Source organism: Mycobacterium stomatepiae, assembly GCF_010731715.1.
Taxonomy (GTDB): Bacteria; Actinomycetota; Actinomycetes; order Mycobacteriales; family Mycobacteriaceae; genus Mycobacterium; species Mycobacterium stomatepiae.
On the sequence record NZ_AP022587.1, the window covers coordinates 5,339,205 to 5,353,843 of the forward strand.

Here is a 14,639-nt window from a genome sequence, read left to right on the forward strand (position 1 = left end):
CTAATGGGTAGTCAGTACCCTGGGCCCGTGTCCGAAATCGTGCCGCCACCCATCGTCATCGGCGACGACGAGATCTTCGAGGCTCATGTCGGCGGGAAGCTTTCGGTCGAGATGAAGGCCCCGCTGGACACGCAGCGCGCGTTGTCGATCGCCTACACGCCGGGCGTCGCACAGGTCAGTCGGGCGATCGCCGCCGACCACACCCTGGCCGATCGCTACACGTGGGCCAACCGGCTGGTGGCCGTCGTGAGCGACGGCAGCGCCGTGCTCGGGCTCGGCGACATCGGGCCGGCGGCGGCGCTGCCGGTGATGGAGGGCAAGAGCGCGCTGTTCAAGCAGTTCGCCGACCTCAACGCAATCCCGATCGTGCTGGATACCAAGGATCCCGACGAGATCGTCGAAACCCTGGTGCGGCTGCGCCCGACGTTCGGCGCGGTGAACCTCGAGGACATCTCCGCGCCCCGCTGCTTCGAGATCGAACGGCGGGTGATCCAGGCGCTGGACTGCCCGGTGATGCACGACGATCAGCACGGCACCGCGATCGTGGTGCTGGCGGCGCTGATGGGCGCCAGCAAGTTGCTCGGCCGCGACATGGGCTCGATGCGGGTCGTGGTCTCGGGCGCCGGAGCAGCGGGTGTTGCCTGCTCGAAACTCCTTCTCGCGATGGGGGTTTCGGATATCACCGTGCTCGACTCGCGCGGCATTCTGCACGCCGGCCGTGACGACATGAACGTCGTCAAGACCGACCTGGCGCGCAGCAGCAATCCTCGTGGTCTGGCCGGCGGCATGGTGGAAGCGCTCAAGGAAGCCGACGTGTTTCTCGGGGTGTCGGCGGGCGTGGTGCCCGAGGAGCTCATCGCCACGATGGCGTCGGAATGCGTCGTGTTCGCGCTGTCCAACCCCGACCCGGAGATCCACCCGGACATCGCGGCCAAATACGCCGCCGTGGTGGCCACCGGCCGCAGCGACTTCCCGAACCAGATCAACAACGTGTTGGCATTCCCGGGGGTTTTCCGGGGTGCGCTGGACGCCGGGGCGCGGCGGATCACCGAAAAGATGATGGTGGCCGCGGCCGAGGCGATCTTCTCCGTCGTCAGCGACGACCTCGCGCCCGATCGGATCGTGCCGAGCCCGCTGGACCCGGGCGTCGGTGAGGCGGTGGCGCAAGCCGTGGCGCGGGCTGCCGATACCTCGGAGTGAAAATCGGCAAGCTGGCGGCGCCGCTGGTCGCCGCCGTGCTCGCACTCAGCGCCGGTTGCTCAACCGACCAGCACCCCACGCCCGGCCTGGTGGTCGGTTCGAAGAACGACCCCACCTCGCGGCTGCTGGCCGGCGTCTACCTTGCCGCACTGCGCTCCTACGGTTTCGCCGCGCAAGCCCAGACCACCAATGATCCGATGGCGCAATTGGACTCTGGCGCCGTCACCGTCACGCCCGCATTCACCGGGCAGACGTTGCAGATCCTGCAGCCCGAGGCGATGGCGCGCTCCGACGCGCAGGTCTACCGCGCGATGGTGTCAGCGCTGCCCGAGGGCGTCGCCGCGGGCGACTACACCACCGCCGCCGAAGACAAACCCGTGCTGCTGGTGACGCAACCCACCGCCAAGTCTTGGGGCGGCCAGGACCGCAGCGCGGACCTGAGCACGCTCGAAAAGCATTGCGACGGACTGGTTGTCGGGATCGTCATCGGCCACCGGGCGCCGTCGGCGATCGGCCGCTGCCGGCTGCCCGTACCGCGTGAATTTCCGGATGGCACAACGATGTTCGCGGCGGTGCTGGCCGGGCAGTTGACCGCGGGGTGGACCACCACCGCCGACCCCGCCATTCCGGGTGACCTGGTGTCACTGGCCGACGGCAAACCCGCGCTGATCCGGGCGGAGAACGTCGTGCCGCTCTACCGGCGCAATGCGCTGACCGACCGGCAGGTGCTGGCGATCAACGAAGTGGCAGGCGTGCTGGACACCGCGGCCCTGGCCGACATGCGCCGCCAGGTGGCCGGCGGTGCCGATCCCTTGGCGGTCGCCGGCGGGTGGCTCGCCGAACACCCGTTGGGGCGCTGAACGACTTCCCGCGGAGCTGAAAGCGCGCTGCGCAAAATTGCGTCCGCGGTCAACGCCGCTCGGAGTCGGCATCGCCGACGAGCACTTCGCCAGGTCGCTGCTGCGGCCATGTCTGAAAGTGCGTAGACACGAAGGTCACCGACACCTTCGGCTCGGCGGTCGCGCGTGGCTCGGCTCGGCCGCCGTCCGGAGGGATCCAGGCAAGTGCTTGTCCGACCGGCGACGTGTACGTCCTGGCGAGTGGACCAGAGCTAAAGTGCAGCATGGGCGTCTCACGTCGCGCGACTCGGCGCAGCACCGAGGAAGTTCGGGGCCTGATTCTTGCCGCCGCGAGCGAGCTTTTCGATGAGTACGGCTACGCGCAGACCTCGATGCGCGACATCGCGTCGAAGGCGGGGCTGAGCCTCTCGGTGCTCTACCGGCAGTTCGGCAGCAAGGACGACTTGTTCGCCGCGACCCTGCTGGCGCCGTTTCTTGCCTCGTTTGAGGAGTTTGCCTCCGCATGGAGCAGCCAGATCGACAATCCGTGGGAGGACGAACAACTCGTGCGCGAGTTCGTCAGGGACCTCTACTCGAACCTGGCGCAACATCGGCACCTGCTCGTCACCTTGCTTGCTGCGGCAGAGGATTCGGAAAGTTCGTTGCTCGCCAAGACCCAACAAGGCATTGCGGGCAGTCTTCGCGATCTGCAGGTGATGGCAGAACACGAAGCGGGGCGCCGGAACTGGCTTCCCGCGGGAACCGTCGCCCACGGCAACTCCCTGACGATCGCGATGATCGCAGGGCTGATCTTGATGCAACCGTTTCTCGCGCCCACGCCCGATGGCGACGAAGAAGCGATCGTCGATGCAGTGACCCGCATGGCGCTGTATGGAATGCGACTGGCACTCAACTGAGTGCAACCGCGATGTCGCGTTAAGTAACAGCGTTCCTTAACTTAAGCAACACCGTTGCTTAACGCAGGTCCACATCACATTGGCCTGCCTGAGGAGATGTCGTGACAGCTGTGACGAACGCACCCGAGAACGCGACGCTAGGTGGCCGTCGCGGCGTGCTGGACAACCCGTCGGAAAAGAAACCGATCAAGGGATGGGCCGTCGTCGGCGCTCTCTGGTTGGCGTTCTACCTCTACCTCTTCGTCCGGTGGATTCTCAGCCCCGACACCCAACGGGTACCTCAGGGGCCCACGCAGCTGCCGGGGTGGATGTCCACACTGTTCACCGTCTACCTGCCGATCGGCGTCCTAGTGACGATCGGTGTCATCTATTTGGTGGTCGTTCGGCCGCGACTTCGCGAAAAGCGAATGACAACAGATGGGCTCTTGCTCTTGTCGTTCATCTTGCTGTGGTTCCAAGACCCGTTCATCAACTTCTACACGCCGACATTCACCTACAACTCCGCCATGTTCAACGCGGGCTCATGGATTTCGTTTGTGCCGGGCTGGCAATCGATCGCGGCCGGCTCACCTGGCCACATGTTTCAGGAGCCGTTGTTCTTCATCCTTCCGGCGTACCTGTACATGCTTTTCCCGATCGCGTTGGCGTGCACCTGGGTGATGCGCAAGACCAAGGAGCGCTTCCCCAACATCGGAACGCTGGGACTCATCTCGGTCGCAATGGTTTTCGGGTTCGTCCTCGACCTCGTCTGCGAGGGCGCCTGGGTTCACCTCGGCTTCTACAACTACTGGTCGACCGTGCCCGACCTGACGCTGTTCGCCGGCCACTGGTACCAGTTCCCCCTGTACGAATCATTGCTCACCGCCGCGTGGTGGACCGGCTTCGCCTGCATGCGCTACTTCAAGGACGACAAAGGAAACACGTTCGTCGAGCGCGGTGTCGACGAGATCCGGATTCGGCCGGGCGCCAAGACTTTCCTGCGGTTCCTGGCGATACTGGGTGCCGGGAGCACCATCTATATGGTTACCTACAACATCCCGTACCAGATCTTCAACCTGCAGGCACATTCCTGGCCCAGGGAGGTAGAGGAACGCTCCTACTTCACGAACGGCATCTGCGGACCGCAGACGGATCAGGCCTGCCCGTCGAAACATCTGCCGCTGTCGCGCCGTGACGCGGTTCATTTCGATCTACACGGAAACGTGGTAGTGCCTCCGGGTGTGCCCGCGCCGGCGTCCGATACCGCCACCGAGTTCATCCCTCGAGGGTGACATGGTCAGCAGCGCAATGACATCCGGCTTGAATGCTGCGGAGAAGCCGGCAATCAACAAGAGCCTCCAGCTGGTCTGCGTCTGGTCTGGCCCGGTCATGATCGTCGGTTGGGTTGCCAGCTTTATCCTGCTGGCCGGCTTCATACCCCCGCCGGCGCCCAGCAACTCGCCACAGCAGGTGGTGGCCGTATATCAGACCAACACCGTGCTCATTCGGCTCGGGTTGATGCTGACGTTGTTCGCCTTCGCGTTGCTGGTCCCATTCGCGGCGGTGATCAGCACTCACATGAAACGGATCGAAGGCGAACGCGCCGTGCTGTCCACCACTCAGGTGGTGTCGGGAGCATTGTTGTCACTGGAATTCATTATTCCCCTGATGGTCTGGCAGACGGCCGCGTATCGGCCTGATATCGGTCCGGTGCTGATACGCATGCTCAACGACATGGGGTGGCTGATGTTCGTCGGCGTGATCTCCACGGCTGTAGTGGAATTCGCATCCATCGGATTGGTAATCCTCAACGATGAACGGGATACCAAGGTCTTTCCGCGATGGGCCGGTTACTTCAATCTTTGGGTGGCCACCTTCGTAATTCCGGCCGGCGTGGTGCCCTTCTTCAAGGAAGGGCCCCTGGCTTGGAACGGCGCACTCGCGTTCTTCCTGCCACTTGCGGTGTTCGCCGCGTGGATCGCTGTCATGGTGGTGCTGCTGCGTCGCGCGATTGACGTCGAAGAGCGCACTTTTACGGAACTCCGTGCGGCAACCCGTTGACACATCGCGGTTTAGGCCGCTGGCCCACACTGTTGCCGGCAAGCCGATCCAGGTGATCGAAGGGAACGAAGAGCTCGCCTACACCGATGGGGAATCGATCTTCGTCCCTCGATCGCCCGACCACTTTCAGCGCGCAGCCGTAGCCGCACAGGCGTCTCTGGTGGCGGTCGGAAGTTTCGACCGTCACATCATGGTGCGGATCGCCGGGCATCACTCGCTTCGGCGGCGCTATCTGCTTCTCGAGTGCCTAAGGGCGGCTGCGGCGTTGAAATTGGTTCTTCCACTTGAATTCTCGAACCGAATGACCGCGATATACGACGGACCGATACCGAGTTGCCCGTTCGAGTCGCTGACCTGGTCCCGCCAAGCGCGGCGTCGACTGCCAGATCCACCCGAGTGGCTCGGCACCATCAAACCCATCAGGATGCTTCACGCGTCCGGTCCGGGCGACAGCGCGAGCTCGGCGGCACAAGACTTGTCGGCCGCCCTCGCCGAAGACGCGCTGCCGGACATCGACGACGAACAGGAATCCGACCGCAGCCGGATCCTCGAGCTGTTTTCCGCACCGCTTAGGAGCCCGTTATCGTCAAAGCTCGAGCGGTTTTCGGGATGGGCCGCGCACCAGGCACCGACGGCGGCGGCGTGGGCGGGCGGCTGGTGGTGGCACTAGGAACAGGCTCTTCGCAGCAGAGTTCGGGACCTGCCGTAGACGTTGGCTCCACCGCGGATACATCCGCATCGCTCATCGGGTTTCGTTATCCGGAATGGGATTTCGCACGAGGGCGCTACCGGATTGACTGGTGTACCGTCGCCGAGTTCGACCCTCCGAACGCGTCAGGAGAACCGAACCCACTACCGTCGGCTTGCGACCGAATACTGCGCCGTGAACTCGCCCGCGTCGGCTTGTCGCATCAACGCCATCGCAGACAAGAGCACGGCGACATTCTGGACCTGAACGCGGTTGTCGACGCGGTGGTGCGCCGGGCCGCGGGTGGCGGCCCGGACACGCGCGTCTACGAATCCAGACGGCGAACCGCGCACGACCTGAGTGTGCTGGTGCTACTGGATGCGACGGGCTCCACCGGAGAGTCCAGCATGGGCCGTCGGGTGTTCGACCAGCAACGCACTCTGGCAGCGCGGCTGACGGCGGCGCTGGACGACTTGGGCGGTCGCGTCGCCACATTCGGATTCTTGTCCCAAGGTCGCAAGTCCGTTCGGTTCATTCGTGTCAAGGAGTTCAACGATCGTTACGACATTGCCGCGCAACGACGTTTGTCCTCGCTGTCTCCGGCGGGCTTTACCAGACTCGGCGCTGGAATCCGGCACGCGAGGCACATCCTGGATACTCGCGGCGGAACATCGCGGAAGCTCTTGGTAATCATTGGAGACGGCCTACCGTACGAGAATGATTACACCACAGCCTATGCCGAGCAAGACAGCCGGAAAGCCTTGAGCGAGGCTGTGACTCGCGGCATCGGATGTGTATGCCTATCCATCGCATCCACAACGGACATCGGTGTCATCGAGAGGGTATGGGGTGACGTCCCACACCGCCGCCTCAAGCATCCATCGGAGCTCTCAGGTTCTGTGCGCCCACTGTTTCGATCCGCTCTCCGCATCGCGGGCGCGACGCAGCGGTCTATCAACAATACGAAACCATAGAAGGGGGTTGTTTCGTGACAGACGACATCATGAGCAGGACAACTGGAACCAACGGCCAACGGGAGATTTCTCGAATTCCGTTCTACCGGCAAGTCGGGAACGAAGTGGATCTGTTTGGCGCCGCGATGCGACGCGGACTTCCCGTAATGCTCAAGGGCCCCACGGGCTGCGGCAAGACACGCCTCGTCGAGTACATCGCTGCCAGCGCCGACGTGCCCCTCTACACCGTCTCCTGTCACGAGGACATGACCGCCTCGGATCTCGTTGGGCGCTATGTGCTCACCGACGGTTCGACCGAATGGGTCGACGGCCCGTTGACCCGCGCCGTCAGGGAAGGCGGCATCTGCTATCTCGACGAGATCGTCGAGGCGCGTCAGGATGCCACGGTGGTGATCCATTCACTTGCCGACCATCGCCGCGAACTCAATATCGAGCGGCTAGGTGGCGAGCGACTGACGGCCGCCAGCGGGTTTCTGCTCGTCGTCAGCTACAACCCGGGATATCAGAGCGTACTCAAGGACCTGAAATCCTCGACACGGCAGCGGATGGTCGCCATCGAACTCGACTTTCCCCCAGCCGATGTCGAGCTGGAGGTGCTATGCCGGGAGTCGGGAGTCGACGGTGTGGTTGCAGAATCACTCATCAGGCTGGCTTCGGCGATTCGACGTGTCGACGATGCCGGGCTGCGCGAGGTCGCATCGACCCGAACGCTGATCGCGGCGGCGATGCTCGTCGCCGAAGGCATGTCGTTCAAGGAGGCCGCGATCTCGGCGATCGCGGGCCCATTGACCGACGACATTCAGTTGCGCAACGGACTGGTGACGCTGATCGATGCCCACGCGCCGCAATGAAAGGCTTTGTGCCGCTACGCCTGTGCGCCGACGGCAGCGGTGGTAGTCGAGTCGTCAGTGCTACCGGTCATCCAGTTGACCGGCGGTAGCATCGGCGACTGGTCGCACAGGGTGACGATCCCGGGCTCTGCCCGGCATAGCGCGGGGATGGAGTTGACCGCGCGCGCTGCGGTCGCCATCAAGCCGCCCATGATCGCCAAATCTTCGGGACCCCGCGGCTTTGCGAGCGGGCCACGGAACGATTCGTTGCTTGTTCGGGTAGCCCACTGGATACGCATATCAGGCTCGCCCTCGATCGCGATCCGGTAGCCGCCCTCGCCTGGCGGAGGCTCCCACTGCCGCGGGTACTCACCGAGCCAGTAGCAGCCGGCCTGGGTTACCCGCGGCCGTCCATTCACGCAACCGGCGAGGCTGAAGCGGATCGCGGAGACCGTGCCCGCCTCGAGGTTGAACAGGGGCGCCTGCACCGCGCGCTTGGCTAGCGCCACCTCCTGGTCCCAACGGACCTCGTCGAGCTCGACGCCGAACCAGTTGGCCGTCATGTGCAGTGCCGGTCCGAACAGGTACTCGAACAACGGTCGCAGATCATGCGATTGGGCCTGTTCCGGAGTCAGCCCATACCCGAAGTACCCGAAGACCTCGGGGTCCTCGTATGTCTCGAAGTTGTACATCTCGCAGATGTAGGTCGACTCGATGCGCTGACACATACTTGCGAGCGAAGCCAACACCGTCTGGCTGCCGTTCGCATTGATGCCGGTCGGGTAGTACGAGACGCCGCCCTCGCGACAGGCATCCTCGATCGCACCCACGAGTTCCGCGCCGTACACGGCGGGGTAATTCATTGAGGCCTGCACGCCCACAACGTTTTTCCCGGACCGCAGCATCCGCCCGATATCGGTGACGAGGTCCGCCGGTGTCCGCCGTAGGTCGGTCGCGAGATATGCGACACAGTCCGCGTCGAGGGCGAGCACCGCATCCGCGTCGGCCGACGCCACGATCCCGGTCTCGCCGTACCCGCAGAACTCGCCCGCATCGATGCCAGCCTTCGCGGGGTTGTGCACCCAGAGCCCGACAAGCTCCAATTCTGGGTGATCGATGATCCCCTTCAGGGTCTGCTTGCCCACCAAACCGGGTGCCCACTGGATTACTCGGTATTTCGACATCGCTTCCTCCTTGATGCGCCCAGACCTGCGTGAACCTGAATCCGGACACTAGAGAAACAGTGTTCCTCTCTCAAGAGCAACACTGTTTCTCTAGTGTCTCGGTGGTTGAGCTGCGCGGTGCCCGGGATCTTGTCGATCGGACACCGAGCGCGGTTTCGCCTCGACGTGCACAGTCGGAGCGGCGTAGTAACTGCCGCGGGGAGAGAAGCGCACCGCATCTCATCGAGCGCTGCGCAATCCCTGCAATAGCGTGGCGATCCGCCACGGAGTTTTGACGATCTAGCGCTTGCCGCTTGGCAGGAACCGGTGAGTGACGGGTCCGAACAGCCGCTGATAGCCCGGGCCGGTCAGCCGCACCAGAGCATCGAGGACCTTGGCGTCGGTGCCGACCAGTACCCGGGCCTTGTTCTTGCGAACGCCCTCCAAGATGATCTTCGCGGCTTTCTCCGGGCTGGTGCTGGCCATCCGCTTGTCGAACACCTTGGCCAGTTCGGCGGCGTCGAGTCCTTCGGCGGCGGTGGCGTTGCGCGCGATCCCGGTCTTGATGCCGCCCGGGTGCACCGTGGTGACCTTCACCGGATGCCCGGCTACCCACATCTCCTGGCGCAGCGCCTCGGTGAAGCCCCGCACCGCGAACTTGGCCGCGTTGTACGCGGCCTGGCTGGGCACCGAGAACAACCCGAACACGCTGGAGATGTTGACGACGTGGCCGTCGCCGGACGCGATCAGGTGCGGAAGAAAAGCCTTGGTGCCGTTGACAACTCCCCAGAAGTCGACGTCCATCACCCGTTCGATGTCCTTGAACTGGCTGACCTCGATATCGCCGGTGAAGGCGATACCGGCGTTGTTGTAGATCTGGTTCACCTTGCCGAAATGGTCGTTGACCGCGTCGGCGTAGGCCAGGAAGGCCTCGCGCTCACTCACGTCGAGCCGGTCGGTCTTGACCGGCGCGCCGATCGCCTTGAGCTGCTCCTCGGTCTGCGCCAGTCCCTCGGTGTTGACGTCACTGATCGCCAGGCTGGCACCCGAGCGGCCCAGCTCGACGGCCAGCGCCTGACCGATACCCGAACCAGCGCCCGTGACCACCGCGATCTTGCCGGCGAACCCCTGCATGTGCACCCTCCCTCGTGTCCACATTTGCCTCGAGATTACCGGTACCAGCGGTCCGGGATAGTGTCGGGGTGCCGAGCGTCAGCTTCGGCGCGCCAGCAGGCGGCGCCCGAACGTCACCAACCGGCCGAGCAGGCCCGGCCCGCCGAATAGCACCTCGTGGTATCGCGTACCGGCCACCCGCACCAGCAGATCCGCGGACTTCGCGTCAGCGCCGATCAGCACCCGGGCCTTGTTCTTGTCCACCGCCGCCAGGATGATGCGGGCGGCCTGTTGCGGTGTCGTCTTGGCCACCTGCTGGTCGAAGTTAGCGAGCACCTCGTCCTGGTCGAGTCCCATGCCGTCGGCGATCTCGGCGTTGGTGCCGAACGAGGTTTTGACGCCACCCGGGTGGACCACGGTCACCCCGACCTGGTGGCCGGCCACCGCCATCTCCTGGCGCAGCGCCTCGGTGAACCCGCGGACGGCGAATTTGGCCGAGACGTAGGCAACCTGGCCCGGCAGCGCCATCACCCCGAGCACACTGGAGATGTTGACGACGTGGCCGTCGCCGGACGCGATCACGTGGGGGAGAAAGGCCTTGGTGCCGTTGACAACTCCCCAGAAGTCGACATCCATCACCCGTTCGATGTCCTTGAAGTCGCTGACCTCGAGGGTGCCGATGTGGGTGAGCCCGGCGTTGTTGTAGATCTGGTTGACCTTGCCGAAGTGCTCGTTGACCTCGTCGGCGTAGGCCAGGAAGGCCTCCCGCTCGGTGACGTCGAGCCGGTCCGCCTTGACCGGCGCCCCGATGGCCTTCAGCTGTTCCTCGGTCTGTGCCAGTCCCTCGGTGTTGACGTCACTGATCGCGAGGCTGGCACCCGCAAGACCGAGCTCGAGGGCCAGCGCCTGACCGATGCCCGAACCCGCGCCGGTGACGACCGCGACCTTGCCGGCGAACTTCTGCATGTAGACCCTTTCCTAAGTCCGCCCCATGCGTCGAGGTTAACCGGTATCCGCCGAAGCCCAGTCGGTACGTGATGAATCTCAGCCGAACGCGGTGTCGAGTATCTCCTGTTGCTCGACCGCGTGCACCTTGGACGAACCCGACGACGGCGCCGACATCGCCCGGCGCGAGATGCGCTTGATTCCGGTCAGTTTCTCCGGCAGCAGCTCGGGCAGCTCCAGACCGAAGCGCGGCCACGCCCCCTGATTAGCCGGCTCTTCCTGCACCCAGAAGTACTCGTTGGCATTCGGGTAGCGGTCCAGGGTCTCGGCGAGGCGTCGCCTCGGGAACGGTGCCAACTGCTCGATCCGCACGATCGCGACGTCGTCGCGGCTGTCCTTTGCCTTGCGGGCCACCAGCTCGTAGTAGATCTTGCCGCTGGTCAGCAGGATTCTGCGGACCGTGCTGCGATCGCCGATGCCCTCTTCGTAGGTCGGTTCCTCCAGCACCGAGCGGAACTTGAGCTCGGTGAAGTCCCGGATGTCGCTGACCGCGGCCTTGTTGCGCAGCATCGACTTCGGCGTGAATACGATCAGCGGGCGCTGAATTCCGTCCAGCGCGTGCCGGCGCAGCAGGTGGAAGTAGTTGGACGGGGTCGACGGCATCGCAATCGTCATCGATCCCTCCGCCCACAGCTGCAGGAAGCGCTCGATGCGGCCGGAGGTGTGGTCCGGGCCCTGGCCCTCGTGGCCGTGCGGCAGCAGCAGCACCACGTTGGACAGCTGGCCCCACTTGGCCTCGCCCGAGCTGATGAACTCGTCGATGATCGACTGCGCGCCGTTGACGAAGTCGCCGAACTGGCCCTCCCACAACACAAGTGCGTCGGGGTTGCCCACCGTGTAGCCGTACTCGAAACCCACGGCCGCGTACTCGGACAGCGGTGAGTCGTAGACCAGGAACTTGCCCCCGGTCGGGGTGCCGTCCTTGTTGGTCGCCAGCAGCTGAAGGGGCGTGAACTCCTGGCAGGTGTGGCGATCGATGATCACCGAATGCCGCTGGGAGAAGGTGCCGCGGCGGGTGTCCTGCCCGGACAGCCGGATCAGCTTTCCCTCGGCGACCAAGGCTCCCAGCGCCAGCAGCTCACCGAAGGCCCAGTCGATCTTGCCTTCGTAGGCCATCTCCCGGCGCTTTTCGAGCACCGGCGCCACACGCGGGTGCACCGCGAACCCTTCCGGGGCGGCCAGGAATGCGTCGCCGATGCGGGCCAGCAGCGATTTGTCGACGGCGGTGGCCAGGCCCGCGGGAACGGGCTGCAGGGATTCGACGGACTCGCTGGGCAGCGCGCCGTGCTTTTCCACCTCGCGGACCTCGTTGAACACCTGCTCCAACTGGCCCTGGTAGTCGCGCAGCGCGTCCTCGGCTTCCTTCATCGAGATGTCACCGCGGCCGATCAGGGCTTCGGTGTAGCTCTTGCGGGCGCCACGCTTGGTGTCGACGACGTCGTACATGTAGGGGTTGGTCATCGACGGATCGTCACCCTCGTTGTGCCCGCGACGGCGGTAGCAGAGCATGTCGATGACGACGTCCTTGTGGAACCTTTGCCGGAAGTCCACGGCCAGCCGCGCCACCCAGACGCAGGCTTCCGGGTCGTCGCCGTTGACGTGGAAGATCGGTGCCCCGATCATCTTGGCGACGTCGGTGCAGTACTCGCTGGATCGGGAGAACTCCGGTGCGGTGGTGAAGCCGATCTGGTTGTTGACGATGACGTGGATGGTGCCGCCGACGCGATAGCCGGGCAGTAGCGCCAGGTTCAGCGTCTCGGCAACCACGCCTTGGCCGGCGAACGCGGCGTCTCCGTGCAACATCAGCGGCATCACCGAGAATGCCCGGTCTTCTTCGCCCTCGACGTGCCCCAGTTCCAGCAGGTCCTGCTTGGCCCGAACCAGACCCTCCAGCACCGGGTCGACCGCTTCCAGGTGCGACGGGTTGGCGGTCAGCGAGACCTGAATGTCGTTGTCGCCGAACATCTGTAGATACACGCCGGTGGAGCCGAGGTGGTACTTGACGTCGCCGGAGCCGTGCGCCTGTGACGGATTCAGGTTGCCCTCGAACTCACTGAAGATCTGCGAGTAGGGCTTGCCCACGATGTTGGCCAGCACGTTGAGCCGGCCCCGGTGCGGCATCCCGATTACCACTTCGTCAAGGCCGTGCTCGGCGGACTGGTCGAGCACCGCATCCATCAACGGGATTTGACTTTCGGCACCTTCTAGCGAGAAACGTTTCTGCCCAACGTATTTCGTCTGCAGGAAGGTCTCGAATGCCTCGGCGGCGTTGAGCTTGCTCAGGATGTATTTCTGTTCGCCGACGGTCGGCTTGACATGCTTGGTCTCGACCCGCTCTTCCAGCCATTTCTGTTGCTCGGGCTCGAGGATGTGGGTGTACTCGACACCGATGTGGCGGCAGTAAGCGTCGCGCAGCAGGCCGAGAACGTCGCGCAGCTTCTTGTACTCGCAGCCGGCAAAGCCGTTGACCTTGAACACCCGATCCAGGTCCCACAGCGTTAGCCCGTGGTTGAGGATTTCCAGGTCGGGGTGGCTGCGGAACCGGCTGGTGTCCAGACGCAGCGGGTCGATGTCGGCCATCAGATGCCCGCGGTTGCGGTAGGCCGCAATCAATTCCATCACCCGGGCGTTCTTGTCGACGATCGAGTCGGGGTTGTCGGTGCTCCAGCGCACCGGCAGGTACGGGTTGCCCAGCTCACGGAAGATCTCGTCCCAGAAGTCGTCCGACAGCAGCATCTCGTGGATGGTGCGCAGGAAGTCGCCGGACTCCGCACCCTGGATGATGCGATGGTCGTAGGTCGAGGTCAGGGTAATCAGCTTGCCGATGCCGAGCTCGGCGATGCGCTCCTCACTGGCGCCCTGGAACTCGGCGGGGTATTCCATCGCGCCCACACCGATGATGGCACCCTGGCCGGCCATCAACCGCGGCACCGAGTGCACGGTGCCGATGGTGCCCGGGTTGGTCAGCGAAATCGTCACTCCGGCAAAGTCTTCGGCGGTCAGCTTGCCGTCGCGGGCGCGGCGCACGATGTCCTCATAGGCCGAGACGAACTCCGCGAACCGCATGGCCTCGCAGCCCTTGATGCCGGCTACCACCAGCGAGCGCTTGCCATCCTTACCCTGCAGGTCGATGGCCAGACCGAGATTGGTGTGGGCGGGGGTGACCGCGGTGGGCTTGCCGTCGACCTCGGCGTAGTGCCGGTTCATGTTCGGGAACTTCTTGACCGCCTGCACCAGCGCGTAGCCCAGCAGGTGGGTGAACGAGATCTTGCCACCGCGGGTGCGTTTGAGCTGGTTGTTGATGACGATCCGGTTGTCGATCATCAGCTTCGCCGGGACGGCACGGACACTGGTCGCCGTCGGCACGTCCAGTGATGCGGACATGTTCTTGACGACGGCCGCGGCGGCGCCGCGCAGGACCTGCACCTCGTCGCCCTCGGCCGGTGGGGGCGTGGGGGCCTTCGGGCCGGCGGGAGCAGCCGCGGCGGGCGGCGCGGTGACCGAGCCGTTGCCGGCCGGAGCGGTGCTGGCGGGCTGAGCGGGCGCGGCGGCCGGCGGTTCGGCGACGACGACGGGCTTGGGGCCCGGGGCGGGCTGCTGGGCGGCGGGGGCCGGGGAGGTGTCCTCGGGGTTGTAGTCCACCAGGAACTCGTGCCAGCTCGGATCCACTGACGAGGGGTCGTCGCGGAATTTGCGGTACATCTCCTCGACCAGCCATTCGTTCTGGCCGAATGGTGAACTGCTGTTGCTCACGGCCGCTGTTCGCCTCAATTCTTCTGTCCTGCAGGCGCTGTGAGCGACTATCGGCCCAGCGTCTGCAACTCTGCGCACCTCGGTTGACGAGGTACCTCACACCCGTGGCGGACCACT

The 14,639-nt window shown here is 64.6% G+C and carries 12 protein-coding genes; 8 read left to right on the forward strand and 4 right to left on the reverse strand.

The genetic code is table 11. The annotated features are described in order from the left end of the window. Window positions 1-27: 27 nt before the first annotated feature. The 8 genes from G6N54_RS25460 to G6N54_RS25495 all read left to right on the forward strand — a co-directional run bounded on the left by G6N54_RS25460 (window position 28) and on the right by G6N54_RS25495 (window position 7,509). Complete coding sequence (locus tag G6N54_RS25460; protein WP_232072996.1) at window positions 28-1,200, forward strand: NAD(P)-dependent malic enzyme; 1,173 nt, start codon at window positions 28-30, stop codon at window positions 1,198-1,200. Beyond that, on the forward strand, window positions 1,197-2,060 hold the full coding sequence (locus G6N54_RS25465) for a glycine betaine ABC transporter substrate-binding protein (RefSeq protein ID WP_163793117.1): 864 nt from the start codon (window positions 1,197-1,199) through the stop codon (window positions 2,058-2,060). Before G6N54_RS25460 ends, G6N54_RS25465 begins: the two co-directional genes overlap by 4 nt. A gap of 263 nt (window positions 2,061-2,323) precedes the next feature. Next, window positions 2,324-2,956, forward strand: a complete 633-nt coding sequence (locus G6N54_RS25470; protein ID WP_163793120.1) for a TetR/AcrR family transcriptional regulator — start codon at window positions 2,324-2,326, stop codon at window positions 2,954-2,956. 101 nt (window positions 2,957-3,057) lie between these two features. Then, complete coding sequence (locus G6N54_RS25475; protein WP_163793122.1) at window positions 3,058-4,227, forward strand: spirocyclase AveC family protein; 1,170 nt, start codon at window positions 3,058-3,060, stop codon at window positions 4,225-4,227. 1 nt (window position 4,228) lies between these two features. Further along, window positions 4,229-4,996, forward strand: coding sequence for a hypothetical protein (locus tag G6N54_RS25480; RefSeq protein WP_163793125.1), 768 nt, complete (start codon window positions 4,229-4,231; stop codon window positions 4,994-4,996). Between the two features lie 301 nt (window positions 4,997-5,297). Next, the gene (locus G6N54_RS25485; protein ID WP_163793127.1) at window positions 5,298-5,666 is read left to right on the forward strand and encodes a hypothetical protein; all 369 of its coding nucleotides are present in this window, start codon (window positions 5,298-5,300) and stop codon (window positions 5,664-5,666) included. After that, window positions 5,639-6,658 carry a nitric oxide reductase activation protein NorD gene (locus G6N54_RS25490; RefSeq protein ID WP_163793129.1) on the forward strand — a complete coding sequence of 340 codons (1,020 nt, stop codon included), beginning with the start codon at window positions 5,639-5,641 and terminating at the stop codon, window positions 6,656-6,658. The genes G6N54_RS25485 and G6N54_RS25490 overlap by 28 nt, the downstream gene beginning before the upstream one ends. Before the next feature lie 29 nt (window positions 6,659-6,687). Beyond that, window positions 6,688-7,509 carry a CbbQ/NirQ/NorQ/GpvN family protein gene (locus tag G6N54_RS25495; protein ID WP_163794963.1) on the forward strand — a complete coding sequence of 274 codons (822 nt, stop codon included), beginning with the start codon at window positions 6,688-6,690 and terminating at the stop codon, window positions 7,507-7,509. A gap of 14 nt (window positions 7,510-7,523) precedes the next feature. On the opposite strand, the gene G6N54_RS25500 is transcribed toward G6N54_RS25495, so the two are convergent. The 4 genes from G6N54_RS25500 to G6N54_RS25515 form a co-directional block, all read right to left on the reverse strand. Beyond that, the gene (locus tag G6N54_RS25500) at window positions 7,524-8,672 is read right to left on the reverse strand and encodes an NAD(P)H-dependent amine dehydrogenase family protein (RefSeq protein ID WP_163793131.1); all 1,149 of its coding nucleotides are present in this window, start codon (window positions 8,670-8,672) and stop codon (window positions 7,524-7,526) included. A 279-nt stretch (window positions 8,673-8,951) separates the two neighbouring features. Continuing rightward, window positions 8,952-9,785 (reverse strand): SDR family NAD(P)-dependent oxidoreductase, encoded by an 834-nt coding sequence (locus tag G6N54_RS25505; protein ID WP_163793134.1) that lies wholly within the window; start codon window positions 9,783-9,785, stop codon window positions 8,952-8,954. A 78-nt stretch (window positions 9,786-9,863) separates the two neighbouring features. Beyond that, window positions 9,864-10,730: an SDR family NAD(P)-dependent oxidoreductase gene (locus tag G6N54_RS25510; RefSeq protein WP_163793136.1), complete on the reverse strand. Its 867-nt coding sequence runs from the start codon at window positions 10,728-10,730 to the stop codon at window positions 9,864-9,866. Window positions 10,731-10,808: 78 nt separating this feature from the next. Next, window positions 10,809-14,522 carry a multifunctional oxoglutarate decarboxylase/oxoglutarate dehydrogenase thiamine pyrophosphate-binding subunit/dihydrolipoyllysine-residue succinyltransferase subunit gene (locus G6N54_RS25515; RefSeq protein WP_163793138.1) on the reverse strand — a complete coding sequence of 1,238 codons (3,714 nt, stop codon included), beginning with the start codon at window positions 14,520-14,522 and terminating at the stop codon, window positions 10,809-10,811. Window positions 14,523-14,639: the final 117 nt, after the last annotated feature.